The following is a 22,895-nucleotide window of genomic DNA, read 5'->3' as shown; positions in this document are numbered from 1 at the left end:
TGTTAACGTTAACGTGCAGATGAATTAACATCGATTTAACAAATTAATATGCAGTTTTGAGCATCCCTGTTTTTGGCAGGGATTTTTTATTTTTTTAAATGAGCAATAAGAAGATCCCCTTTTTTAACCGCGAAATTAGCTGGCTTTACTTTAACGACCGCGTGCTACAGGAAGCTGCCGATGAAACCGTGCCGTTAATTGAGCGTATTAAATTTCTATCCATATTTTCTTCAAATTTAGAAGAGTTTTATCGGGTAAGGGTGGCCACCATGACCAGGCTTACCAACCTGAATGATAAAGCAAAAGCACTGTTAGGATTTAATCCGAGGAAAATCCTTAATGAAATTAAAAACATTGTAGTCAAGCAGGAACGAAAATTCGACCAGCTTTTTCAGGCTACTTTAATTAATGAACTTGCCCAGAACAGGATTTTTATCTTAAATGATACCCAGCTTAACGTAAGCAGGGGCGAGTTTGTGAAAAATCACTTCAGGGATAAGATTTTATCCAACCTGGTTCCGATTATGCTGGATATGGACAAACCTTTTCCGGAACTGAAAGACCGTTATCTGTATTTCTTTGTAAAATTATCTAAAAAGGATACAAAAGTGAGGGAAAAATATGCTTTAATCGAAATTCCGCCTAATTTACCCCGGTTTTTAGTCCTTCCCGAAACAAACGACCTTAAATTCATTATTTTAGCTGAAGATATTATTAGGTATTGTTTAGATGATATTTTTTATGTTTTTACCTACGATAATTTAGAAGCTTATTCAATTCAGTTAACGCGTGATGCCGAACTGGATATCGATAAAAATATCAACGATAAATTTATCGAAGACCTAAAAAGCAGTTTAGAAAAGCGCAAAAAGGGAAAACCCATGCGTTTGCTTTACGATTCGGCCATGCCTTTAAATATGCTTACTGTTTTGGTAAATAAATTGAAACTGGAAGCAGAAAGTTTAATTCCGGGTAACCGTTACCACAAATTCGGTGATTTTATCTCCTTTCCGAACGTAGGAAAAAAAGAACTGGAATATGCGCCGAATGTACCGCTTAAGGTTCACGACCTGCACAGGACACAAAGTATGTTCAATAAAGTGGCTCAGCGCGATTATTTGGTGAATTTACCTTACCAATCATACGATTACATTATTTTATTCCTTCGCGAAGCGGCTATTGATCCAAAGGTTACCGAAATACAAATTACCCTGTACCGTTTGGCTGAAAACTCGAAAGTAATTAATGCTTTAATTAATGCGGCTAAAAATGGTAAGGCTGTTTCCGTTTTATTAGAGCTTAAAGCCCGTTTTGATGAGCAGGCCAATATTTTTTGGACTACCCGTTTAATGGAAGAAGGGGTAAAGGTAAACTATGGCTTAACCGATTATAAAGTTCACTCAAAAATTTGTTTGGTAAAACGGATTGAGAAAGATAAACCCGTGTATTATGCCAATTTAGCAACCGGTAATTTTAACGAAAAAACTGCTGGCCTATACTGCGACCATAGTATTTTTACAGCCAAAAAGGAGATTACCAATGATTTGGTGAAACTTTTTGATGCCCTGAGCAAACGTACGGTAACCAAAGGCTTTAAACATTTAATCGTGTCGCCTTTAGAGAGCCGCTCGAAACTGGTTAATTTTATTAACCGCGAAATTAGAAATGCCAAGCAGGGCAAGCTTGCCTATATTATGTTAAAGGTAAACAGTTTGGCCGATGAGGGCATAATTGCCAAACTTTATGATGCAAGCAACGCGGGAGTTAAAATTCAGTTGATTATCCGTGGCATCTGTTGTCTGGTGCCCGGCGTAAAGGGTTTCAGCGAAAACATAACAGCCATCAGTATTATCGATAAATTTTTAGAACATGCACGTGTATATATCTTTGGCAACAATGGCAAAAACGACATGTACCTCTCATCTGCCGATTTAATGAGCCGGAATTTTGAACACCGTGTTGAAGTTGGTTTCCCGGTTTTAGATAAAGAGGTGAAACAGGAAATTCAGGATATCATCGATCTGCAGTTACAGGATAATACAAAATCGAGGCAGATTAACGCCTTAAACAATAATAAATACCATAAAAACAGATTAAGTAAAAAGATAAGGGCACAAGTAGATATTTATAACTATTTAAAAACCAAGCATCAATCATAATGTTAAGATACGCAGCTATAGATATCGGTTCGAATGCGGTGAGGTTACTCATTGCGGATATCAGCAAACAAGACGGAAAATACAAATACAAAAAAAACACCTTAATCCGTGTGCCACTCCGTTTGGGAGATGATGCGTTTTTAGATCAACATATTTCAGAGAAAAAATCAGCAGACCTGGTAAAAACCATGATGGCTTTTAAAAATCTGATGGATGTTTACCATGTTTCCGAATATTTAGCCTGTGCAACATCTGCCATGCGCGAAGCGCGTAACGGACAGGATATTGTGAAATTGATTAAAGAACAAACTGATGTTACTTTAGAAATTATTGAAGGACAACGCGAAGCAAATATTATTTACGCCAATCATATCGAAGAAGAATTGGATGAAAATAAAACCTATTTATATATTGATGTAGGTGGCGGGAGTACCGAATTGTCTGTTTTTGTAAAAGGTTCGCCGGAAGTTTCACGTTCTTTTAATATCGGTACCATTAGAATGCTCGATAACCAGGATAAAGAAGAAACCTGGGAAGAAATGAAAGATTGGGTAAAAGAACACACCAAAGCTTATAAACACCTGGCGGGTATTGGTACAGGCGGTAACATTAACAAACTTTTCCGCATGTCGGATGAGAAAGAAAATGCTCCCTTATCTTTGCAGAAGTTAAATTCGATGTACAATAAGTTAACCGGTTACTCCTTAAAAGAGCGCATCAATACTTTAGGCTTAAATCCCGATCGTGCCGATGTAATTATCCCGGCCTGCGAGATTTACCTCACTTTAATGAAATGGACAGGAATTAAACAAATTTATGTTCCTAAGGTAGGTATGGCCGATGGAATCATTAAATTATTGATTGAAGAAAAGTTGGATTAAAGCAATAAGATTATAAAAAAGCCGCGTTAATTAAATTTAACGCGGCTTTTTTATAATAAAGTATAATAAAGAGGCTATATCATAAAGTTAATTTTTATTCAAATTGCCACGTTGAGCCTGTCGAAACAAATTTCGTGGATTAAACATGTCCTTCGACAAGCTTAGGATGACAAAACTATATATAACTATAATCTCTTTTTATAGAAATTGCAAACCGACTAAGCTAACTTACCTAAGGCTTCTTTAATTCTTCTTAATGCTTCTACCAGGCTCTCATCTGATGCTGCGTAAGATAAACGGATATAGTTGTTATTACCGAAAGAATCACCACCAACAGTTGCAACGTGACCAACGTTCAATAAATACAAAGCTAAATCTGAAGAATCTTTAATTACATTGCCATCAGCATCTTTTTTGCCAAAGAATGAGCTGATTTCAGGGAAGAAATAGAATGCACCATCAGGAAGGTTGGTTTTTACACCCGGAATTTCGTTCAATAAATTATAAACCAGTTCTCTGCGGCGTAAAAATGCTTCTTTCATTTCCAATACACTTGCTAAACCCTGCTCGTATGCAACTATACCTGCTCTTTGTGCAATAGAACATGTTCCTGAAGTGGTTTGTCCTTGTAATTTATCGTTAGCCGCTGCTATTTCTTTATTTGCGGCGATGTAACCTAATCTCCACCCTGTCATGGCGAAAGCTTTAGAGAAACCATTTACAATAATTACGCGGTCTTTAATGCTATCAAACTGGGCGATAGATTCATGTTTGTCAACAAAGTTGATGTGCTCATAAATCTCATCAGAAAGGATATAAATATCCGGGTGTTTTTCAAAAACAGCAACCAATGCTGCCAATTCTTCTTTGCTGTAAACCGAACCTGTTGGGTTACATGGAGAAGAAAACATAAACAATTTCGATTTAGGCGTAATAGCCGCTTCTAACTGTGCTGGTGTAATTTTGAAATTGCTTTCAATGTCGGTATCAATAAAAACCGATTTTCCTTCAGCCAGGGTTACCATTTCAGAATAAGAAACCCAGTAAGGCGTTGGAATGATTACTTCATCATCCGGATCGATCAGGGTTAAAATAACATTCGATAAAGATTGTTTGGCACCTGTTGAAACAACGATTTGTGAAATATCATAATCGAGGTTGTTTTCTGTTTTTAACTTATTAACGATAGCCTGGCGCAGATCAGGGTAACCCGGTACTGGCGAATAACGCGTATAATTTTCGTCTAATGCTTTTTTAGCTGCATTTTTTACATGGTCAGGCGTATTAAAATCGGGTTCGCCAACACTTAAACTGATGATATTAATGCCCTTAGACGCTAATTCGCGGCCAAGTTTGGTCATTTTAAGGGTTGCAGATTCTGATAGACTGTTGATTCTTTTCGATAAGGTGCTCATGGTTAATTACTTTGAGCGCAAATATATAAACCAAATATTATTCTGCACTAAAAAACACATAGTTTTTCTCATTTAATTTCTCTGTTAACCGTATTTTTGAAAAAAATATACTGTGTCTGTTAAAAAGAAAGCTATTATAATTTCTCTTGTTGTAAGCGTTGTACTGATGCTGGCCAAGTTTATTGCTTATTTTATTACAGGCTCTAACGCCATTTTAACCGATGCTGCAGAGAGTATTGTAAACGTAATTGCAGGTAGTTTTGCTTTTTACAGCATTTACTTAAGCACACAGCCTAAAGATGATAACCATCCTTATGGCCATGGAAAAGTAGAGTTTTTCTCCGTTTTTGTAGAAGGTATCCTGATTCTGTTTGCCGGAATAGCCATTATTTTTAAATCTTCTTACAATCTTGTGTATCCCCATGCCGTGGGCGAATTATTAACCGGAACCTTGATTATTGGCATTACTGGCTTAATTAATCTCGTAGTAGGGCTTTATCTGATCAATATAGGTAGAGAAGTCCATTCTGTAACGCTACAGGCAGATGGTAAACATTTGTTAACCGATACTTATACCAGCGCTGCGATTGTGGTAGGTTTGATCCTGATTCAACTGACAAATATTATTTGGTTAGATAGCTTACTCTCTGTATTAGTGGGCTTTTACATTGTTTATTCTGGTTATAAACTCACCCGTGGCTCGGTTGGCGGACTGATGGATGAAAGTGATTTTACACTTGTTGAAGAAGTAGTAGAGGTACTGCAGAAGAACCGCCACAATCCGTGGATTGATGTGCATAATTTACGTACACAGCAGTATGGCCCCGAATTTCATATTGATTGTCATGTAACCTTACCCTATTATTTCGATTTAAATAAGGTACATCGAGAAATTTCGCAAATTGATGAATTAATCAATAAAAACGGGGTACGTAAGGCCGAACTTTTTATCCATGCTGATCCATGTTTGCCCGAATGTTGCCATTATTGCCACATGAGCGAGTGTAAGGTTAGGGCTGAAGCGTTTAAAAAAGAAATTGTCTGGACACCAGAGATCGTCATAAAAAATAAAAAACATTTCGAAAATGAGTTACTTTAATGTAAGGGTTTACGGTTTATTGATTAATCAGTATAACGAAGTTCTGGTTAGTGATGAAGAAGAATACGGATTCCGCTTTAGCAAATTTCCCGGTGGTGGCTTAGAACTTGGTGAAGGCCTGATAGACGGATTAAAAAGGGAGTTTGTTGAAGAATGCGAGGCTGAAATCGATGTTTTAAATCATTTTTATACCACCGATTTTTATGAAAAATCATCATTTAATGATAGTCAGGTCATCAGCGTTTATTATTTAGTAAAAGAAAAAGCACCATTGCAACTGGCATTTAAAGATACCATTTATGATTTCGACAGTGAAGGTGAAATTCTACAGGCTTTCAGGTGGGTAAAAATAGAGGATTTAAATATTGAAGAAATTACGTTTAAAACCGATAAAACAGTTGCCCAGCTTTTAAAAGAAAAATACTCAGTTAAATTATAATGATATGTCAGATACTTCCGAATTCCAAACTCCAAACTCTAAACTAAATCTAACTGAACGCGATCAAAAGGTGATTTGGCATCCTTATACCCAAATGAAAAATGCCCTTCCGCACATTCCGATTGTACGGGGAGAAGGCGTGTATGTTTTTGATGAAAATGGTAAAAAATATATTGATGCAGTTTCATCATGGTGGGTAAATATCCATGGGCATTCGCATCCTTATATAGCCGAAAAAGTAGCAGAACAGCTTAAGGTTCTCGAGCATGTAATTTTTGCAGGTTTCACTCATGAACCTGCCGTTTTATTGGCAGAACGTCTTTTGCCGATACTGCCCGGTAAACAGGATAAAGTTTTTTATACCGATAACGGTTCAACAGCGGTAGAAGTTGCCTTAAAAATGTGCCTGCAATATTGGGACAATAAAGGCCAACCGAAAACCAAAATCCTGGCTTTTAAAAATGCCTATCATGGCGATACTTTTGGGGCTATGTCGGTTAGTGGTCGCAGTATTTTTACCGATGCTTTTAACAGTTTGTTATTCGATGTAGAATTTATCGATCTTCCAAACGAAGAGAATATCTCAAAACTCCAAACTCAAATCTCCGAACTCCAAACTGAAGTAGCCTGTTTCATTTTCGAACCGCTTATTTTAGGCTCAGGAGGCATGTTAATGTACGAGGCAAAATACCTCGATCAGCTTTTATCAGCCTGTAAAGAAGCACAGATTTTAACCATTGCCGATGAGGTGATGACTGGTTTCGGTAGGACAGGAACTTATTTTGCCTGTGAGAAATTGAACAATAAACCTGATATCATCTGTTTAAGCAAAGGTTTAACCGGAGGAACAATGCCATTAGGGGTAACTACTTGTACCAACGAAATTTTTGAAGCCTTTTTGAGTGATGATAAGTTAAAAACCCTTTATCACGGACATTCATTCACGGCCAATCCAATTGCATGCGTAGCTTCGCTTGCTAGTTTAGATATTCTTTTAAAGAATGAAACCCTTCAAAATATTAAAAGGGTAGAGGCTAAACACGCAGTATTTTTGGAAGAAATTAAAACACATCCAAAAGTTAAAGCCATCAGGCAAACCGGAACCATTATCGCCATTGAATGGGAAACTGGTAATGAAACTTCTTATTTAAGTAACCTGCGTAATTTGCTGTACGCGTATTTCTTAGATAAAGGGATTATCCTGAGGCCGCTTGGTAATATTATTTATATTTTGCCGCCTTATGTGATCAGTAATGAGGATCTCGATTATATTTATGCAACTATAAAAACGGCTTTAGAAGAGATTTGAATTTTTAAGGCATAGCATAAAGCCACGGCCAATATTTTCACATTTCAATTGCGGGGCACGAAGCAATCTTGAAACGATCACTATTATATTATCTGTGGTGTAAGATGGTAACATCTTACACTTAATCAAATTATTTTAGATATATGCTAAGTCAGGTGGTAACACCTGACTTCACTATAATAGATTTTTCACTGCGTTCAAAATGACAGCCTTGCTTTTATCGTCATGGTTTCGTGTCTCTACGGGCCACTCATAAATTACCCCTCTGGTTCCAAATATTTTTTAAGTGCATCGTTAACAAAGTAATTCCAGCCACCATTAAAACTTGTTTTTGCAAAGTCAGGTCCGTTTGAAGCAAAACTTTCTAAACCTGTATGGGTAAGTTTTAATAAAGTTTTATCACCCTGCTCAAATAACTCCCAACTTACTTCAGAGTTACCGGGTAAACCATCGTATCGCCAGGTGTAAGCAATTTTCTTACCTGCTATCACTTCTGTTATTTCGCAGAGGTGAAGGTATTGCGGGCCGTCATCTGCTCCACCGGTAAACTCAAATTTGAAACCAACTTCAGGCTTAAAATCTGCTAATTGAAAATACCATTGTTTAATTTCATTGTTATCGGTTAAAGCTTTCCACACTTTTTCGATTGGGGCATTGTATAAGCGCTCTACAATAACTGGTTCGTTTTCCATATTTATGTTGATTTAAGTTTCTTTTGACAGGTGTATTTCGAGCGCATCAAGTTTAGTCGTCCAGAAAGTACGGTATTGTTCTACCCATTTAGATACCTCAGCAAGCTTCTGAAACTGGATACTGCAGTAACGGTCGCGACCTTGTTGTGTAATTTCTACAAGGCCACATTCTGTTAAAACTTTAATATGCTGGGAAATGGCAGGACGACTCATATCGAAATTTTCTGCAATGGCATTGAGGTTAAGGCTCTTGTGAGCGATCAAATTGATGATTTCTCTTCTTGTAGGATCAGCGATGGCCTGAAATACATCTCTCCTCATAAAATAATTGCGTAAGTAATTGCTTACAAATATAAATGTAAGTAATCGCTTACGCAAATTTAATCTTTAACTTTAATCGCTTGAGTGGGAAAAATTAGCCTAAAGGCATTTTGCTCATGTCCATATAGAGTACATTCCATCTTTGTCCGTCGAGATCAACAAAACCGCAACCATACATCCAGCCATCTTTGTAGCCTGGTTCGCCATAAATGGTACCACCGGCAGCTACAACTTTTTGAGCAATATCATCTACTTCTTCAGGGCTTTCAGCATCAATTGAAAACAATACTTCGCCACCGTGGCGTATATCGGCAATGTTGGTGCCTGCAAAATTTTCGTACAATGCTTCTTCAAAAAGCATGATGGCTAAATTGCTTTCGCCTACTAAAAAACAGGCTGAATCTTCGCGCGCACCGTACTGTAGGTTAAGGCTAAAGCCTAACGCTGTAAAAAATGCTTTCGATTTATTAATGTCTTTTACTGGAAGGTTTATCCAAAGTGATTTTGTCATAACATTTTATATTTTGTTGTAAGTAAAGATAGGGAAGTAGCCCTGGACTTGTCCTTGCTAAAAACGAAAATTTATAGGGGCATTTGAGACAATCAATTTCGATTGTGTTTTTCAGAAAGCTTTTGAGGGGCCACCTTGCAATAGGAAAGGGTAAGGGCATCGATGATCATTTCTTCTTTTAGTGTCGTTAACTCAAAAATTGTCCATCCTTGTTTGCCCCATGCACCGGTTGCAGGTTTAATTTGTTCTGGATTAAAAGCACAAAAAACGGACTGGTCAATTTCAGATAACTTTAGCGTTGCACTGTTTTTTTCAATACTAAGTGTTGCAAAAATCTTTTTATTCACCCGAAAAGAAGTTTTTTCGAAATGTGCTTGTTCTATGGCCTCTTCAAAAGATAAACAATGCGTAATAAAAGTTAAACTATCCATCAATTTTTATTGTGTAAAAGAAATTTGCGAACTATTGAATATTTGCTTCGGCAATTGGTTATCTATTATAAGTGTTAACAATTTAGCAGGCTTTTTATCCGTATTGTAAAAATAAAGCGTATTGATATTCAGTTTAAACGGCAACTCATTTGGCATATCAAAATGATATTGTGCTTTAAATTTTTTATCTGGACCGTAAAATATAAGCCAGCTATTTCCGTGGTACACCCTGGCAGCTTTTATACGTCTGAATTCTTTAATTACATAAAATAAAATTTTCTTGTTTTTATCTTCTATTTTTCCCAGATAGGTAGATTGGGTTTCACCATATTCTGTCTTTTGAAATATTTTCCTTCCAATGTTCTTGTTTGTGAACTTTATATTTTGTGTAAAACACAAGGTGGGTGAAAATAATAACAGAATTATTGTGACATACTTTAATTGCATCGAATTAAATTTCTTACAATTTATACAATTTCTGCGGATGTTGTTCGGCGTGGTTTAAAATTAAATTCAGGATGTAACTGTTGGATTGATAGGTAGAAAGATCATTTTTAATTGGAGCAAGTCCATCAGCCAGGTAGTTTTTATCTGTAAAATAGCCCATGCCGTAAAATTTGCCTTTTTCTACCAGCAAACAACTAAATTCTTCATCTTTTCTGCCTTCATCAACCAGCGCAAAACTGGGTTGCTGATTTTGAATATCACTTAATGCGGCATTTAGTTTTTTATTATAAACAGCCACGGTTTCGATACCACTGCAGGCACCAAAACATTGGCCATTTTCGTGCGCATAACATTTTGTTGCTGTTTTCTGAAGGTAACAAAGTTTTGCGCAGAGCTGATATTTATCAATTAACTGGGTTAAGAAGTTATAACCTTCCAATAAACTGTTAAAACTTTGTATGGCGTTGTTGTTCTTTTTATGCTTATCAACTGCTAAGCGCAGGTATCCGTTCTGATCTTCAAAAACATACAGGTCGTATTTATGCGCGTAACGTTTCATGGCGCGGTTATTTTCTGGCCAGAGGCGTTTAATTTCGTTCGCCTCTAAAATCAAAGCCATCAACTCCGTCCCACAGATTACAAAATCAACATGGTGTATGGTGCGCAAAAACTCCTGTCGTTGCCTATTAGGGGTATTTCCTGTAAAATGACTGGTTACACGTTTTTTAAGGTCTTTCGCTTTACCAACATAAACAATTTTGCCCTTGCTATCTTTAAAGTAATAAACCCCAGGCTGGTTGGGCAACCTTAAAATAGAAGCTTTATCTAAATTTGGGGGCAAAACCTGTTCTTTTGAAGTTTTCTTTAACATTTCTGCAATGGTGCCTTCCTGGTCGTTTTCCAATAACATATTGAACAGGATACTAGTTGCATCTGCATCACCCGCAGCCCTGTGCCGGTTTTGTATCGGAATTTGAAGGGCAGTACATAGTTTACCTAAACTATACGAAGCTTTTCCGGGAATCAATTTTCGGCTTAACCTTACCGTACACAGTTTTCTGCATTGTAAATCGAAACCCGCAGCAGCTAAATGGTGTTTTAAAAAAGAATAATCGAAATTTACATTGTGCGCCACAAAAACCTTATCACTCAACAACTGATAGATTTGCAATGCTACATCATCAAAAGTAGGAGCATCCTTAAGCATGGCATCATCAATACCAGTTAAGGCCGTTATGTAATCAGGAATCGGCTGTTTAGGATTGATCAGGGTAGTATATGATTCAACTACCTGATTGCCATCATGAATGTTGATGGCAACTTCGGTAATGCCATTTGCTGAGGCATGACCACCAGTGGTTTCGATATCTACAACGGCGTATAACATTAAATTGAATTGAAACACAAAGCTATGCTAAAATAATTAGTATAAAAATTATTTTGTTGATTTCTTTAGCAAAAAAAAAGCGGTTACGTTATTTAACGCAACCGCTATGGTATTTTGTATATCAATGTTAAAGCTTGCTCAATAATTTACTTAAATTTGGTTTAATACCAATATTTATCGGTACGGTGTTAAAAGCCCTGTTCTGAATTTTGCTAAAACCATACATATAACTTGCCTCTACAAATAAATTGGCACCACCAATATTATATTCAATACCCGCACCACCTTCGGCAATGCCCAGGCCATTTGATTTATTATCCTGCATAACCTGTAATGTTGTGGTATTTACCGCAACCTGCGGGGTAAGAATAAATCCGCCACCGGCACCGGCAAAGCCATAAAATGCCCATTTATTTACAATTTTTCGGTAACCCAGCGCCACATTTAACAAATAAGTGGTAGCCCTGCCTTTTTGTAAGGTATAAGTATAACCCGCATCTGGGGTAATTTGGTTAAAGGTAAAAGCATGTAAACTTACTTTAGGATACAAAAACAAACCTCCGTCGCCCAAACCTAAATTTAAACCCAGTGAAGTAGAAAATTTCGGTTTAAAATAGTCTGAGGTTTCACCCATTGGAAAAGCAAATCCAATTCCGCTCATCGAATAGAGTTTATCTGGACGGCCCTGCGCTTTTACTTTAATTGATACCGCTGCACACAGCAATACCATTGGTATTAATAATTTTAATTTCATATCTGATTTTTAATTTACGGTTAAGGCATTTACTTTTTGAAGCAAATCAGCCATATTAAATGGTTTCTCTAAATAATCGTCGGGATGATATTTTTGGGATGCAATATAATTTTCGTCGTACCTGGCCGAAGCAAGGATAATGGGAATCCCTTTTGTTTCGGGATTTAACCTCAATTCTTTAAATACGGCACGTCCATCCATTCCATTTAACATAATGTCCAGAATAATCAGGTCTGGTGCAAAGTCTCTAATGGTTTTAAAGATATACCTTGGCGATAACAAAGGGTACACTTTATAATGTTCAGTTTCTAAAACTTCCTGAAAAACCTCTAATACATCAGGATCATCATCCACAACCAATACTCTTTTCAAAACAGATTAATCAATTAATAACTAAATAGACTATCCTAATACAAAGTTTAGACGGTAATGTTTTAAAACGGGAAGGAAAATTGCGGAGTGTAGTGCGTTAAGATACGGAAAGCTTAAATGATGGAGTCGGGTTTTTGTTTTTCGTGCGGTAAATTGTTATTTACAAAATCAGCAAAATGTGTTGCATGAGTTTCAGCCAAGGTAAAAGAAGTTTCTCCTGAAAGGAAGATCTTATTGCCCAATACACTCTTAATAAATTGTTTGGCAATAATTACGGTAGGGCTAATCTGGATAAATGCGGAATGTTTCTTCAGCATTTTTAATGTTTTTATAAAATCAGGCCTTGAGCTTAAATAGGTGTTTTTGATGGTCTTAAACTGGATATTTTCGTCTAATTCTTCTATTGCAATCAATTCATTTAAGTCTATACGCACCAAATCCCCGTTTTCTCCATGCATGGGGATATAAAAGAAATATTCATCGCCAACAGAAAATATGTTAGGTGTTTCTTTCCCTGTTGGATACAGGTTGTTTATTGTTTTGGTAAAATGAAGGATAGAGTAGGGTTTAAGCAGATAAGCATCGGCATCAACCTTAAAAGCATCAATGGCGTAACGTGCATGCGCAGTGGTAAAAACAAGGTGTTTAGTTTTTTGCCTTAACAAACCTGCCAGCTCAATGCCAGAGAGTGAGGGCATTTCTACATCCATAAAAATAATGTCGACAGGATTGGATACAGATATTTCTGCCAATGCCTGCAGTGGCTCAGTAAAAGTTTGGATAAGTTTTAAGTCAGGGAGCTTATCCATATAAGCAATTAAGCTTTCGAGAGCGTGTGGGTCGTCATCGATAGCGATGCAACTTATTGGCATTTTTTCATGTTTAGGTGATGCAAATTACAATTTCAGCCAATAAAAAGAAAAAAAAACGTGTTTGTAACGGATTTTTATCTATTCGGCAAGGATAAATGGCTTTTCTTTTGAAATTGTTGCTGAATTATAAGCTTTAAAGTGAAAATATTAAATTTTGGCTGCTGTAAGCCTTATCTTTAATATTACCCTAAAGTAATGGTCAGCATCTTTTGAATAGTTAAATAATGCATTTTCGCGATAGGTATAATCTAATCGCTTTTTAATGTTTTCCATCCCCGCGCCAAAACCCGATTTATCAATAACAGGTTTGGTTAAATTTGCTGTTTCAATGATAAGATAATCTTCTTCTTGTTTTATGCTCACCTCTGCCGGATCAGCTATTGTTAATAGTTCTCCGTGTTTAAATATGTTTTCTACCAGCGTAATCAGTACCATCGGAATAATCTGCAGGTTCCTGATCTCGTCATCATACCAGAATCGGAGTTGAATATGGTGATCATTACGGAGCTGGTGTAGATTAATGAGGTTTTCTACCTGGTTAATTTCTTCTGCTAATAAAATAAATTCCCGGTCTTTATTGCTGTCGACAGAATAACGCATCATTTCTGAAAGGGAAAGTATGGCCTCTGCAGCTACAGGAGAAGAATCCCGGGCGTTTTGGTAAATGAAATCCAGGGTATTGAACAACAAATGAGGCTGTATCTGGGCTTTTAGAAATGCATTTTCGGATTTCGCAATCTGAATGATATTGTTTAGCCGCAGTTTTTCCAAATCCTCAATTTTTTTTCTTTCTTCTAAAAAATTAAGTAAAAAGTAATAACTGGTAGAAAAACACATGAAATATATGGCCCTGTAAATTGGCCCCGCAAAAAAAGAAGCCGTAAATTCTATTTTAAAAGGTCCGTTATAGTTTGTGTAGTTGATTACAAAATAATCTAAAGCTACAATTAATACTAAATAACCAGCTAGCTCCAGCAGGATAAATAAGGGTAATTTCCACCATCTACCTTTAAGCCTTTTTAACGCAGCAGCAAGCACAACATGTGCATGAAAATAAAAAGTAGCTACGTTAAAGCTATAGAAAATAATATAATTACTGATGGGAGAGAATTTTCCGACAAAAATGCCAATGATAATGGCTTCGTAAAATATGAAGATAGTCCAAATTAAAATATGAAGCTTTTTATCCAATATCCAGCTTAGGATTTTACGAAATTTATTTTTCTCATCTATTGTTGTGTTCATTTGGCTAGTTAATTGGGGGACGGCTATATATGGTTGACAGAAAAAACTGATCGTTTTATCGTTGGGAAAGCAAAAATACTAAAAAATTAGTTTAAGAACGATTTGTTTTGATCGTTTTCTCTTTGATGTACTCCTGAATGCTTTCACGGTAATTATTCCCAACATTGATGGTCAGGTCGTTGATCATTTTTAATGTATTACCATCTACCTTTTCGATATAGTTTTTAGCAATAATAAAGGAACGATGGGCCTGTACAAAATTCTGATAATCCTTTAAAATGATTTTAATTTCTGATAAAGCAATGTATGATACGATGGTCTCGTTTAGGGTGAAAATACGCACGTAATTTTGAAGGCTTTCTACAGCTACAATATCAGCGTACCTCACTTTAATGAGGTTGTTTTTTTCACTTTTGTTCCGTACAAAAAAATAATCATCCTCTTGCTTTGTGGTAACATTGGGGATGCTGGGGGTATGTGGAAAGAGGTGATTAATGGTTTCTGCAAAGCGGGAAAAGGTATAAGGCTTTAATAAATAAGCACTGGCATACATTTCAAAAGCTTCGTAAGCATATTTAGAATGCGAAGTGGTAAAGATTAATTTATCGGTTTTATGCCTGATGGCCTTTGATAATTCAAGTCCCGAAATCATGGGCATATCCACGTCGATAAAGATAATATCAACCTGTGGTCCGGCAGTAATTTCTTTTAAAGCCTGCAGCGGATCAGTATACGATTGAATTAACTGAACGTTTGTGAGGTTATTTATATACGCTTTTATCCCGTTGACGGCATGGTTGTCGTCATCGATTACGATGCAAGTTAGTTTCATTAGGTGTGTGTTATGTTTTACTAAATTATAGCTTGCATTTGTAATTAAAGAAATTATTTTTGCTTTGTATTTTTTAATAGAGATAATTGTAAACAATATGATACGTGTTTGTTTTTAGCATGAAATCTTGCTTAAAAGAAAGCCAAACGGCTAAAATAGGATACAAGAAATAAAACAAAATAATTCAATTGCTTGTATAACAATATATTGCATTTTGATTCGTAGTAATTAGTAAGTATATTTAATTACCTAAACATTCATCCAGAAAATCCCTAAACCTTTTTTACATGAAAAATAAAATCCGCACAACCAATAGATTAAACGTATCCATCACCAAAAAAGTAATAGAATTACAAGAAAGAGGATACGATTGTGACTTTCTTTTACTGGCAAACGGCAGCTTGTTATGTATGCAAACAAATCTAAAATATCCGGTAAGTACAGTAGCCATTAAACAGATGGAACATGGGTACGATTTCTTTAGCCATTCCTACAAACACGTACATACTATAGAAACCGGCAATGGCGAAAGGGGAGTACTCTTAACTGAAAAAACATTTTAAAAAAGCATTTCGTTTTCTTACAATTTTATTTCTGGTAAAGGGTAGAAATTTGTGTTACAATTAAATTTTAAAATATGACACATTCAACCCAGCCAACTATACTCGTTACCGGCGCTACAGGAAGCGTTGGTTCTGCATTGGCAGTACAATTAGCCCAAAGCAACATTCCTTTTAGGGCATTAATAAGAACCCTGGATAAAGCAGGGAATTTAAAACAGCTTAATGGCATTGAATTAGTTATCGGTGATTTTAACGATAATCAAAGTATTACAAATGCTTTGAAAGGGATAGAGCAGGTTTTTCTTTTAAGCAATTCATCGGAAGAAGCCGAAAGTTTACAATGCAATTTTGTTGAGGCAGCAGCTAAAAGCAATGTAAAGCACATTATTAAGCTTTCGCAGTTTGCCGCTGATGTAAATTCGCCTGTCCGTTTTCTCCGTTACCACGCTGCCGTAGAGCAAAAAATTAAAGAAAAAGGTTTACAGTATACCTTTTTAAGACCAAATTTATTTATGCAAGGGCTGCTTGGTTTTGCAGTACCCATTAAATACCAGCAGCAGTTTTTTGCCACCGCAGGTGATGCAAAAATTAGCCTGGTTGATATCCGCGATATTGCAGCTGTAGCGTTGGAAGCGTTGATTGCAAAGGATAAAGAAAATAAAATTTACAACATTACAGGCCCTGAAGCCATTAGTCATGAGGAGATAGCCAAACTTCTTTCTGTTGTATTAGGAAAAGAAATTAAATACATCAACGTTTCTGATGAAGAAATGCAAAAAGCTTTACTTCAGGTAGGTTTCCCCAATTGGCAGGCGGCTGGTTTAATAGAAGATTATGCCCATTATGCCCGTGGCGAAGCTGCCATGGTAAGCCATGTTGTAAAGGAAGTTACAGGCAAGGCGCCTAGAAGGTTCGTTGATTTTGTTAAGGAATATAAATCTGCTTTTGAGTAGGAGGGATTAGCGAAGTTTGAGCAATGTGTATGGGCTTTGTAAGTCTGGAACCGTTCACCGCTATGTATTGTGGTGTCAGCTGGTAACATCTGACACCATTTTTTACAGCAATAAAAAAAACTTTCCACCTTTCGTTTTGTTTAGATTTTATTGAATATATTTAAACAAAATAATGACTTACTCCATTTCAGATCTTGAACAGCTTTCGGGCATTCATTCTCATACCATCAGGATCTGGGAGCAGCGGTATAATGCGCTGTGTCCAATGCGGACAGAAGGCAATACCCGTTTATACGATGATAAGCAGTTAAGAAAGCTGCTAAATATTGTAAGTTTAAATAAAAGCGGTTTAAAAATTTCCAAAATATGCAAGCTTTCTGATGAAGCCCTTGAAACACTTTTAGATCAGCAGCTTACTTATACATCTCCAGACGAAGAAGCCGAGTATTATATTTCACAATTAATTAATAAAGGAATAGCTTTTGATGAATTGTCTTTTAATCATTTGATAGATGAAGGCATTGATAAATTAGGTCTTTCATGCTGTTACCGGAAAATTATATATCCATTGTTGGTCCGTTTGGGATTAATGTGGCGAAAAGACGATATTTGTCCTGCCCATGAGCATTTTTTATCCAATATTATTCGTCAAAAAATATTTACACACATTAACAATCTTCCGCCGGCTTCATGTTCTGCCCGTAAATGGCTTCTTTTTCTCCCTGAAGATGAGGATCACGACATCGGATTACTGTTTGCCAACTATATGCTGAGGATGTACAACCACCAGGTTGTTTTTTTAGGAAGTAAAGTTCCGCTGGACGCCATTGAACGTGTATTTAACTCATTAAATGTTGATGAGGTTTTACTTTTTATGGTAAAATCGCGGTCGGCAATTGTTTCACAGAAATATATTGATCAATTATCAGAAATTTGCTCACCTGCCCAAATCCATCTTGCCGGAAATAGTCAGGTTATTGGTAAATTGATGAATATTGATCATATCAATTGGTTTAAAACGCTCGATGAATTTGAAGCAACAATCCATTACCCAATTTTACATGAAAGAAATTTTTGATCAACTTTCTGCAGATTGCAGCCGGCTCACCACCAAGCGGTATAGTACCAGTTTTTCGTTTGGTATTTATTTTCTTGGTAAAGAATTGCGCCTGCCTATTCATTCTATTTATGGTTTTGTGCGTTTGGCAGATGAAATTGTAGATAGTTTTCACCACTATGATAAAAAGTTCCTGCTTGATAAATTTAAGCACGATACCTTCGAGGCCATTAACCTGGGGATTAGTTTAAATCCGATCTTAAATTCGTTTCAAAAGGTGGTCAATCATTATCAGATTGATCATGAATTGATAGTTCTCTTTCTGAAAAGCATGGAAATGGATCTTTCTACCCAGGAATATACATCAGCATTATACAATGAATATATTCTCGGCTCAGCAGAAGTGGTAGGACTGATGTGTTTAAAGGTTTTTACCAATGGGGATGCCGCGCATTATGAACAGTTAAAACCATATGCGATGAAACTTGGTTCGGCTTTTCAAAAAGTAAATTTTTTACGGGATGTTAAGGCTGATCACCAGGCCCTGAACCGGAATTATTTTCCCAACGCTAATCTTGCGCTATTTTGTGATCACCAAAAAAGGGAGATAGAGCACGAAATTGAGGCTGAATTTGCTATTGCTTTAACAGGAATCAAGATGCTGCCTCCAAGCTCCCGCAATGGTGTGTATTTATCATACATCTATTATAAAAAACTTTTTACAAAGATTAAGCGCTTAAGTGCAGAAAAAATTATGACAGAAAGGATCAGGATTTCGAATACACGAAAAGTTGGTTTGATGTTTGATTCCATTATCCGGAATAAATTAAATGTAATTTAAATGGAAGAACAGGTTATTCTGGTAGATGGGGATGATGTGCCGATGGGCCGGATGGATAAAATGGAAGCACATGAAAAGGGTTTGCTTCACCGGGCTTTTTCAGTTTTTATTTTTAATTCAAAAAATGAACTCCTGCTGCAACAGCGGGCTTTGAGTAAATATCATTCTGGTGGCTTGTGGACCAACACCTGCTGCAGTCATCCACGAGTGGGTGAAACCAATATAAGCGCAGCCGAAAGGCGGTTAAAGGAAGAAATGGGCATGCATTGCAACCTGGATTATCTATTTAAATTTACTTACAGGGCCGAATTTGCTGATGGTTTAACAGAGCATGAGGTAGATCATGTTTTTTTTGGAGCAACCGATGATTTGCCATTAATTAACCACGAGGAAGTGGAGTCGTTTAAATATGTTAATCTGGAAACTTTGATAAGCGATATTAAGATCAATCCAGGTATTTATACACCCTGGTTAAGGATCTGTTTAAACGAAGTGATGGAGCATATAAAGCTTAATAAATAAAAAACGGGCATACAGCCTAAGCCATATACCCGTATCTAAATTAACGCTCTCGGGGACAAATATAAGACTAGTTTCTAAAAATCCTAAAAGTTTAACATTTCTTTTACTTTCAGATTATAGTTGGATTTTTGTGATTTATCTATTGATAAATTAACAAGCTAATATTGAATTATTTACAATTAATTCAATATATAATTCATTAACCCTGTTTTTTTTGTCAGTTATATAATTTTTGGCATTTTTCGCAGTAATGAGTCTGCCGGTGGGTTTTACCTAATTCCTTTTTCTTAATTGGGTGTTTACGAAAACATTCCTTTTGGTTGTAAACCTCCCAGTGTTTACTCAAGGTATTTTCCTTTTTCCATTTCAGAAAATCAAAACTGTATTGGCGGGCTTCTTTAACCAAAGCTTTTAATTTTGCTGGCGGTAAATTTTTAATTTTTGTTAGTGGGTGTACCCGGATCCGGTATAACACTTCGTTTTTAATGATATTGCCCACACCACTAAAAATCTGTTGATCTAACAATACATCACAAACCAGTGCCTCTGGCATTTCTTTTAACTTTTTAATGGCTGCTTTGCTGTTCCATTCATCCGCCATTACATCATTTTCCCAATGGTAATGTTCTTTCACGTTTCCTTCCAGCAGATCAACTTTGCAGGTGTAGAAATTCAGCTCGTCTTTTTTAAAAACAAGCCCCAATGTTAATGGCGTTTTTTTACGCTTGTTGATGAGGTAAGTACCAAATAACATAAAATGGATGCGGACGGTGAAATCATCAAAACAAATCAGGAAATGTTTCCCCCAACTTTTAAAATCATTGATTTTTTGACGTAAAAGCCTGTCTTTGTCAATATTTTTAACATTGCCAGAGACTTCCAGCACTTCAGGGTTACCTAAATCGAGCGCCTTTATTAAATCTTTTAATATTACAATTGACGGGCCTTCGGGCATATCATTCCTCCTCTAGTTTCTGAAATTTAAATTTATCTTTTATATGGGCGTTAAAATACCGCCCTTTCGAACCAGAAGCTTTTAATAACTTAAAAATTCTTTCAGGAACATTTTTGTACAGGTATACCATATCGGTTATAAACATGATTTTTAATGTTTTTTGATCTGTGTTATAACTGAAATGTTTAATCACTGATGAAGGCATAGTTAAGGCTGTATCATTAAAAAACAGTTACCATTATAAATGGTTTTATTCGTTTTTGAGCTCCGATTCTTCTTTCGCCACCTTGATTTTCTCCTTTTTAAGATCAATTCTGATCATGTTGTATAAACTCATATACACATTTGCAACCCAAACGATGGAGAAGAAGGCAATAATATAGCCACGCCAATCGGGATAAATTAATGTAAACCTGGTTATAACCAATAAAATTGCAGTAACATAATGGCTGAAACAATATTCGCAGGTAAAAACATAGAAAAATTTCCGTTTAATAAGTTTATTACAGTTTTTAGAGCGGTCTACACAAAACTCGCGTGCTTCTTTAAAAATCTCTTCTTTGGTAACCGTCCATGCTATACAGGCAACGGGTAAGGCCATAATAAAAAGGTAATAAATGTGTGCTTCCATACGCATTAGTTTCGGGTATAAGTACAACCTTAAAGCCTTGAAAATGTTTAGTTAAGCAAGAAACATTTTTAGGTATATTTATGTTAATTACATAATCAAATTAATATGTTATGGAAAGATCAGAAATTTTATCGTTGTTAGAAGTTATCAATCAACAGGTTAGTTCGTCCGTATTAGGTGGTATGGAAGAAGAATATGAAGAACTCGAAAGTATGGGGCTGATTACCATTAACCGCGAATCGGTACAATGGTCATCAGCGATGACACCCGCCGGTATTGCTTATTTAGGGCATGATTAATTTAGTTGTTTAACCACAGAGTAGAAAACACAGAGATCACAAAGGTGGTAGTACATTGGCTATCCATACAGGTAAAGGTTAAACCATATAGATCCACAAAGAAAAACTCTAGATGGTGCAGATTTCTTACCGTGGATTTGTCCGTCTGGACGTAGTCGAAGCCGCTTTAGTTAGATCAATTAATAATTGCCAGATCATAAATAGATATCATATGTTCTTGCATGATCTGATAGTTTAAAATGATTAGGAATTCGTTTAATTTATGTTTAAATCAATATTATTAAATATGATTACTGTTCAAGCCAAATAGCCCTGATGGAAATGGAAATCCCTTTTGGTAGCTTGTTAAATTGTTTGACTGTGAGATTTTAACCAAAAGGATTGCAATGGACAGCAGGACCGAACCCAATTAATGTTTACAGGCATTGCGCTTCAGAAAAACGTTGGCTAAATTTAATAGATTTCTTGACACGCTTTACTACCAAATCCTGACTGATTTATTGCCGAAATTCCAGTAACTTTGCGGTAAGTTTAGAATTGTGCCCAAATAAACCAGCGGTCATTCTAGCTGCAGATATGAACGATTTACAACTTAGAACAGTAAATGTTACCCGATATGTTACGCCTTTGCGCGAAGGGGGCTCTATGCCTGCCATTGCAGAGGCTGATGATAATTTCCTTTACGTATTAAAATTTAGAGGAGCGGGACAAGGTACAAGGGCTTTAATAGCCGAATTAATTGGTGGTGAAATTGCCCGTATATTAGGCTTACGGGTTCCAGAGCTTGTTTTCGCCCATCTTGATGAGGCTTTTGGAAGAACAGAACCTGATGAAGAAATCCAGGATCTATTAAAAGCAAGTGTTGGACTAAATTTAGCCTTGCATTATCTTTCTGGCGCCATTACTTTCGATCCGACTGTAACAACCGTTGATGCTAAGCTTGCTTCGCAAATTGTTTGGTTAGATTGTTTTTTAACCAATATGGACCGCACCTGCCGCAATACCAATATGCTGATCTGGCATAAAGAGTTGTGGTTAATCGATCATGGTGCCGCCTTGTACTTTCATCATTCATGGCAAAACTGGAAAGAACAGGCTGTTAAACCTTTCTTTTTAGTAAAAGATCATGTATTGTTGCCATGGGCTACAGCATTGGAAAGTGTACATGAAGAATTTACAAAAATCCTTACTCCAGAGAAAATTGAATCTGTAATCAAATTAATTCCTGACGATTGGTTGGAGGGAGAAACAAATTTCGAAACCAAAGGGGAACATAAAAAGGCTTATACTTACTTCCTTACGGAAAGGTTATTACATTCTGATATATTTTTAAAAGAAGCACAGCATGCAAGGGAAATTCTTATTTGAGTATGCTGTAATTCGCGTAATGCCGAGGGTAGAGCGTGAGGAATTTATGAATGTGGGCATTATTTTATTCTGTGCGAAGCAAAAATTTTTAAAAAGTATTTTTGTGTTAGATGAAACGAGGATAAAAGCCTTTTCTGCAGATATTGATGTAGTGGAGCTTAAAGAAAACTTATGCGCTTTTGAGCGGATAAGCGTGGCTGCAAAAGGATCGGGATCAATTGGACAATACGACCAGGCTTCGCGTTTCAGATGGCTTACGGCAACAAGAAGTACAGTGGTACAATGCTCTAAAGTGCATCCCGGTTTTTGTGATGATTCTGGAGAAACGTTAATGAGGTTATACCAGGAGTTGGTTTTATAATGACCAATGATCAAATTTCATCAGTTGCCAATTTGCAATTTTAAGTTACTAAAGCAATTAACCTAAATCAGTTTTCAATTGGCAGTTTACCGTTCTTAGTTAAATCCAACAATTAAACAATTTATACAATTTAGCCGGCAATTTGCAATTACCAAGCAATTAACCCGTAATCAATTTCA

At 36.4% G+C, this 22,895-nt stretch carries 28 protein-coding genes; 13 read left to right on the top strand and 15 right to left on the bottom strand.

The features are described 5' to 3' along the window. The first annotated feature begins 98 nt into the window (after positions 1–98). Together ppk1 and R2R28_RS17330 are read left to right on the top strand one after the other, a co-directional pair. A complete protein-coding gene (gene ppk1, locus R2R28_RS17335; protein ID WP_316826947.1) occupies positions 99–2,159 on the top strand; it encodes a polyphosphate kinase 1 in 2,061 nt (686 codons plus the stop codon). Then, positions 2,159–3,040, top strand: a complete 882-nt coding sequence (locus R2R28_RS17330) for an exopolyphosphatase (protein WP_316826946.1) — start codon at positions 2,159–2,161, stop codon at positions 3,038–3,040. The genes ppk1 and R2R28_RS17330 overlap by 1 nt, the downstream gene beginning before the upstream one ends. A 218-nt stretch (positions 3,041–3,258) precedes the next feature. On the opposite strand, the gene R2R28_RS17325 is transcribed toward R2R28_RS17330, so the two are convergent. Further along, the gene (locus tag R2R28_RS17325; RefSeq protein ID WP_316826945.1) at positions 3,259–4,455 is read right to left on the bottom strand and encodes a pyridoxal phosphate-dependent aminotransferase; all 1,197 of its coding nucleotides are present in this window, start codon (positions 4,453–4,455) and stop codon (positions 3,259–3,261) included. Positions 4,456–4,567: 112 nt separating this feature from the next. Between R2R28_RS17325 and R2R28_RS17320 the strand changes: the two genes are divergently transcribed. Genes R2R28_RS17320 through bioA form a run of 3 tightly spaced genes read left to right on the top strand, consistent with a single transcriptional unit; the run spans position 4,568 to position 7,302 of the window. After that, complete coding sequence (locus tag R2R28_RS17320) at positions 4,568–5,554, top strand: cation diffusion facilitator family transporter (RefSeq protein ID WP_316826944.1); 987 nt, start codon at positions 4,568–4,570, stop codon at positions 5,552–5,554. Continuing rightward, positions 5,541–5,993 carry an NUDIX domain-containing protein gene (locus R2R28_RS17315; protein WP_316826943.1) on the top strand — a complete coding sequence of 151 codons (453 nt, stop codon included), beginning with the start codon at positions 5,541–5,543 and terminating at the stop codon, positions 5,991–5,993. The genes R2R28_RS17320 and R2R28_RS17315 overlap by 14 nt, the downstream gene beginning before the upstream one ends. 4 nt (positions 5,994–5,997) lie before the next feature. Continuing rightward, complete coding sequence (gene bioA, locus R2R28_RS17310; protein WP_316826942.1) at positions 5,998–7,302, top strand: adenosylmethionine--8-amino-7-oxononanoate transaminase; 1,305 nt, start codon at positions 5,998–6,000, stop codon at positions 7,300–7,302. Positions 7,303–7,559: 257 nt separating this feature from the next. On the opposite strand, the gene R2R28_RS17305 is transcribed toward bioA, so the two are convergent. From R2R28_RS17305 to R2R28_RS17255, 11 genes are all read right to left on the bottom strand, one after another. Then, complete coding sequence (locus R2R28_RS17305) at positions 7,560–7,994, bottom strand: SRPBCC domain-containing protein (protein ID WP_316826941.1); 435 nt, start codon at positions 7,992–7,994, stop codon at positions 7,560–7,562. A 12-nt stretch (positions 7,995–8,006) separates the two neighbouring features. After that, on the bottom strand, positions 8,007–8,315 hold the full coding sequence (locus tag R2R28_RS17300) for a metalloregulator ArsR/SmtB family transcription factor (protein WP_316826940.1): 309 nt from the start codon (positions 8,313–8,315) through the stop codon (positions 8,007–8,009). Between the two features lie 94 nt (positions 8,316–8,409). Continuing rightward, positions 8,410–8,826, bottom strand: coding sequence for a VOC family protein (locus tag R2R28_RS17295; protein ID WP_316826939.1), 417 nt, complete (start codon positions 8,824–8,826; stop codon positions 8,410–8,412). A gap of 92 nt (positions 8,827–8,918) precedes the next feature. Next, positions 8,919–9,257, bottom strand: coding sequence for an MmcQ/YjbR family DNA-binding protein (locus tag R2R28_RS17290; protein WP_316826938.1), 339 nt, complete (start codon positions 9,255–9,257; stop codon positions 8,919–8,921). 6 nt (positions 9,258–9,263) lie between these two features. Next, positions 9,264–9,704: a hypothetical protein gene (locus R2R28_RS17285; protein WP_316826937.1), complete on the bottom strand. Its 441-nt coding sequence runs from the start codon at positions 9,702–9,704 to the stop codon at positions 9,264–9,266. Positions 9,705–9,717: 13 nt separating this feature from the next. Then, positions 9,718–11,091, bottom strand: a complete 1,374-nt coding sequence (locus R2R28_RS17280) for an exonuclease domain-containing protein (RefSeq protein ID WP_316826936.1) — start codon at positions 11,089–11,091, stop codon at positions 9,718–9,720. A 127-nt stretch (positions 11,092–11,218) separates the two neighbouring features. Further along, positions 11,219–11,845, bottom strand: a complete 627-nt coding sequence (locus R2R28_RS17275) for an autotransporter outer membrane beta-barrel domain-containing protein (protein ID WP_316826935.1) — start codon at positions 11,843–11,845, stop codon at positions 11,219–11,221. Positions 11,846–11,854: 9 nt separating this feature from the next. Further along, on the bottom strand, positions 11,855–12,217 hold the full coding sequence (locus R2R28_RS17270) for a two-component system response regulator (RefSeq protein WP_316826934.1): 363 nt from the start codon (positions 12,215–12,217) through the stop codon (positions 11,855–11,857). A 113-nt stretch (positions 12,218–12,330) separates the two neighbouring features. Next, positions 12,331–13,089, bottom strand: a complete 759-nt coding sequence (locus tag R2R28_RS17265) for a LytTR family DNA-binding domain-containing protein (protein ID WP_316826933.1) — start codon at positions 13,087–13,089, stop codon at positions 12,331–12,333. A 147-nt stretch (positions 13,090–13,236) separates the two neighbouring features. Then, positions 13,237–14,334 (bottom strand): sensor histidine kinase, encoded by a 1,098-nt coding sequence (locus R2R28_RS17260; protein WP_316826932.1) that lies wholly within the window; start codon positions 14,332–14,334, stop codon positions 13,237–13,239. A 91-nt stretch (positions 14,335–14,425) separates the two neighbouring features. Then, positions 14,426–15,166 carry a LytTR family DNA-binding domain-containing protein gene (locus R2R28_RS17255; protein ID WP_316826931.1) on the bottom strand — a complete coding sequence of 247 codons (741 nt, stop codon included), beginning with the start codon at positions 15,164–15,166 and terminating at the stop codon, positions 14,426–14,428. Between the two features lie 287 nt (positions 15,167–15,453). Between R2R28_RS17255 and R2R28_RS17250 the strand changes: the two genes are divergently transcribed. From R2R28_RS17250 to idi, 5 genes are all read left to right on the top strand, one after another. Next, the gene (locus R2R28_RS17250) at positions 15,454–15,729 is read left to right on the top strand and encodes a hypothetical protein (protein ID WP_316826930.1); all 276 of its coding nucleotides are present in this window, start codon (positions 15,454–15,456) and stop codon (positions 15,727–15,729) included. A 74-nt stretch (positions 15,730–15,803) separates the two neighbouring features. After that, positions 15,804–16,682: an SDR family oxidoreductase gene (locus R2R28_RS17245; RefSeq protein WP_316826929.1), complete on the top strand. Its 879-nt coding sequence runs from the start codon at positions 15,804–15,806 to the stop codon at positions 16,680–16,682. Between the two features lie 172 nt (positions 16,683–16,854). After that, positions 16,855–17,760, top strand: coding sequence for a MerR family transcriptional regulator (locus R2R28_RS17240; RefSeq protein WP_316826928.1), 906 nt, complete (start codon positions 16,855–16,857; stop codon positions 17,758–17,760). Next, positions 17,744–18,580, top strand: a complete 837-nt coding sequence (locus R2R28_RS17235; RefSeq protein ID WP_316826927.1) for a phytoene/squalene synthase family protein — start codon at positions 17,744–17,746, stop codon at positions 18,578–18,580. The genes R2R28_RS17240 and R2R28_RS17235 overlap by 17 nt, the downstream gene beginning before the upstream one ends. Then, positions 18,581–19,102 carry an isopentenyl-diphosphate Delta-isomerase gene (gene idi / locus R2R28_RS17230; protein ID WP_316826926.1) on the top strand — a complete coding sequence of 174 codons (522 nt, stop codon included), beginning with the start codon at positions 18,581–18,583 and terminating at the stop codon, positions 19,100–19,102. Between the two features lie 217 nt (positions 19,103–19,319). On the opposite strand, the gene R2R28_RS17225 is transcribed toward idi, so the two are convergent. Genes R2R28_RS17225 through R2R28_RS17215 form a run of 3 tightly spaced genes read right to left on the bottom strand, consistent with a single transcriptional unit; the run spans position 19,320 to position 20,688 of the window. Beyond that, a complete protein-coding gene (locus R2R28_RS17225; RefSeq protein WP_316826925.1) occupies positions 19,320–20,057 on the bottom strand; it encodes an endonuclease in 738 nt (245 codons plus the stop codon). Position 20,058: 1 nt separating this feature from the next. Further along, entirely contained in the window at positions 20,059–20,262 is a 204-nt protein-coding gene (locus R2R28_RS17220; RefSeq protein WP_316826924.1) for a KTSC domain-containing protein, read from the bottom strand. 45 nt (positions 20,263–20,307) lie between these two features. After that, positions 20,308–20,688, bottom strand: a complete 381-nt coding sequence (locus R2R28_RS17215) for a hypothetical protein (protein ID WP_316826923.1) — start codon at positions 20,686–20,688, stop codon at positions 20,308–20,310. 110 nt (positions 20,689–20,798) lie between these two features. On the opposite strand from R2R28_RS17215, the gene R2R28_RS17210 reads away from it, so the two are divergent. From R2R28_RS17210 to R2R28_RS17200, 3 genes are all read left to right on the top strand, one after another. Beyond that, complete coding sequence (locus R2R28_RS17210; RefSeq protein ID WP_316826922.1) at positions 20,799–20,987, top strand: hypothetical protein; 189 nt, start codon at positions 20,799–20,801, stop codon at positions 20,985–20,987. A 576-nt stretch (positions 20,988–21,563) separates the two neighbouring features. Further along, positions 21,564–22,355 carry a HipA family kinase gene (locus tag R2R28_RS17205; RefSeq protein ID WP_316826921.1) on the top strand — a complete coding sequence of 264 codons (792 nt, stop codon included), beginning with the start codon at positions 21,564–21,566 and terminating at the stop codon, positions 22,353–22,355. Then, complete coding sequence (locus R2R28_RS17200; RefSeq protein WP_316826920.1) at positions 22,333–22,716, top strand: DUF3037 domain-containing protein; 384 nt, start codon at positions 22,333–22,335, stop codon at positions 22,714–22,716. Before R2R28_RS17205 ends, R2R28_RS17200 begins: the two co-directional genes overlap by 23 nt. Positions 22,717–22,895 lie beyond the last annotated feature (179 nt).

The organism is Pedobacter miscanthi, from assembly GCF_032678605.1.
Classification (GTDB): domain Bacteria; phylum Bacteroidota; class Bacteroidia; order Sphingobacteriales; family Sphingobacteriaceae; genus Pedobacter; species Pedobacter miscanthi_A.
The sequence above is the reverse complement of the archived record's forward strand: the minus strand, read 5'-3'. Positions and strand labels throughout refer to the sequence as shown.

What these genes read in the sequence shown, in the direction of transcription:
- R2R28_RS17220 (WP_316826924.1), bottom strand. Translation starts at nt 20,262, where the DNA reads ATGCCTTCATCAGTGATTAAACATTTCAGTTATAACACAGATCAAAAA.
- R2R28_RS17285 (WP_316826937.1), bottom strand. Translation starts at nt 9,704, where the DNA reads ATGCAATTAAAGTATGTCACAATAATTCTGTTATTATTTTCACCCACC.
- idi (WP_316826926.1), top strand. Translation starts at nt 18,581, where the DNA reads ATGGAAGAACAGGTTATTCTGGTAGATGGGGATGATGTGCCGATGGGC.
- R2R28_RS17250 (WP_316826930.1), top strand. Translation starts at nt 15,454, where the DNA reads ATGAAAAATAAAATCCGCACAACCAATAGATTAAACGTATCCATCACC.
- R2R28_RS17295 (WP_316826939.1), bottom strand. Translation starts at nt 8,826, where the DNA reads ATGACAAAATCACTTTGGATAAACCTTCCAGTAAAAGACATTAATAAA.
- R2R28_RS17275 (WP_316826935.1), bottom strand. Translation starts at nt 11,845, where the DNA reads ATGAAATTAAAATTATTAATACCAATGGTATTGCTGTGTGCAGCGGTA.
- R2R28_RS17325 (WP_316826945.1), bottom strand. Translation starts at nt 4,455, where the DNA reads ATGAGCACCTTATCGAAAAGAATCAACAGTCTATCAGAATCTGCAACC.
- R2R28_RS17305 (WP_316826941.1), bottom strand. Translation starts at nt 7,994, where the DNA reads ATGGAAAACGAACCAGTTATTGTAGAGCGCTTATACAATGCCCCAATC.
- R2R28_RS17210 (WP_316826922.1), top strand. Translation starts at nt 20,799, where the DNA reads ATGGAAAGATCAGAAATTTTATCGTTGTTAGAAGTTATCAATCAACAG.
- R2R28_RS17280 (WP_316826936.1), bottom strand. Translation starts at nt 11,091, where the DNA reads ATGTTATACGCCGTTGTAGATATCGAAACCACTGGTGGTCATGCCTCA.
- R2R28_RS17215 (WP_316826923.1), bottom strand. Translation starts at nt 20,688, where the DNA reads ATGGAAGCACACATTTATTACCTTTTTATTATGGCCTTACCCGTTGCC.
- R2R28_RS17315 (WP_316826943.1), top strand. Translation starts at nt 5,541, where the DNA reads ATGAGTTACTTTAATGTAAGGGTTTACGGTTTATTGATTAATCAGTAT.
- R2R28_RS17240 (WP_316826928.1), top strand. Translation starts at nt 16,855, where the DNA reads ATGACTTACTCCATTTCAGATCTTGAACAGCTTTCGGGCATTCATTCT.
- R2R28_RS17265 (WP_316826933.1), bottom strand. Translation starts at nt 13,089, where the DNA reads ATGCCAATAAGTTGCATCGCTATCGATGACGACCCACACGCTCTCGAA.
- bioA (WP_316826942.1), top strand. Translation starts at nt 5,998, where the DNA reads ATGTCAGATACTTCCGAATTCCAAACTCCAAACTCTAAACTAAATCTA.
- R2R28_RS17200 (WP_316826920.1), top strand. Translation starts at nt 22,333, where the DNA reads ATGCAAGGGAAATTCTTATTTGAGTATGCTGTAATTCGCGTAATGCCG.
- R2R28_RS17225 (WP_316826925.1), bottom strand. Translation starts at nt 20,057, where the DNA reads ATGCCCGAAGGCCCGTCAATTGTAATATTAAAAGATTTAATAAAGGCG.
- R2R28_RS17255 (WP_316826931.1), bottom strand. Translation starts at nt 15,166, where the DNA reads ATGAAACTAACTTGCATCGTAATCGATGACGACAACCATGCCGTCAAC.
- R2R28_RS17235 (WP_316826927.1), top strand. Translation starts at nt 17,744, where the DNA reads ATGAAAGAAATTTTTGATCAACTTTCTGCAGATTGCAGCCGGCTCACC.
- R2R28_RS17260 (WP_316826932.1), bottom strand. Translation starts at nt 14,334, where the DNA reads ATGAACACAACAATAGATGAGAAAAATAAATTTCGTAAAATCCTAAGC.
- R2R28_RS17300 (WP_316826940.1), bottom strand. Translation starts at nt 8,315, where the DNA reads ATGAGGAGAGATGTATTTCAGGCCATCGCTGATCCTACAAGAAGAGAA.
- R2R28_RS17205 (WP_316826921.1), top strand. Translation starts at nt 21,564, where the DNA reads ATGAACGATTTACAACTTAGAACAGTAAATGTTACCCGATATGTTACG.
- R2R28_RS17330 (WP_316826946.1), top strand. Translation starts at nt 2,159, where the DNA reads ATGTTAAGATACGCAGCTATAGATATCGGTTCGAATGCGGTGAGGTTA.
- R2R28_RS17245 (WP_316826929.1), top strand. Translation starts at nt 15,804, where the DNA reads ATGACACATTCAACCCAGCCAACTATACTCGTTACCGGCGCTACAGGA.
- ppk1 (WP_316826947.1), top strand. Translation starts at nt 99, where the DNA reads ATGAGCAATAAGAAGATCCCCTTTTTTAACCGCGAAATTAGCTGGCTT.
- R2R28_RS17290 (WP_316826938.1), bottom strand. Translation starts at nt 9,257, where the DNA reads ATGGATAGTTTAACTTTTATTACGCATTGTTTATCTTTTGAAGAGGCC.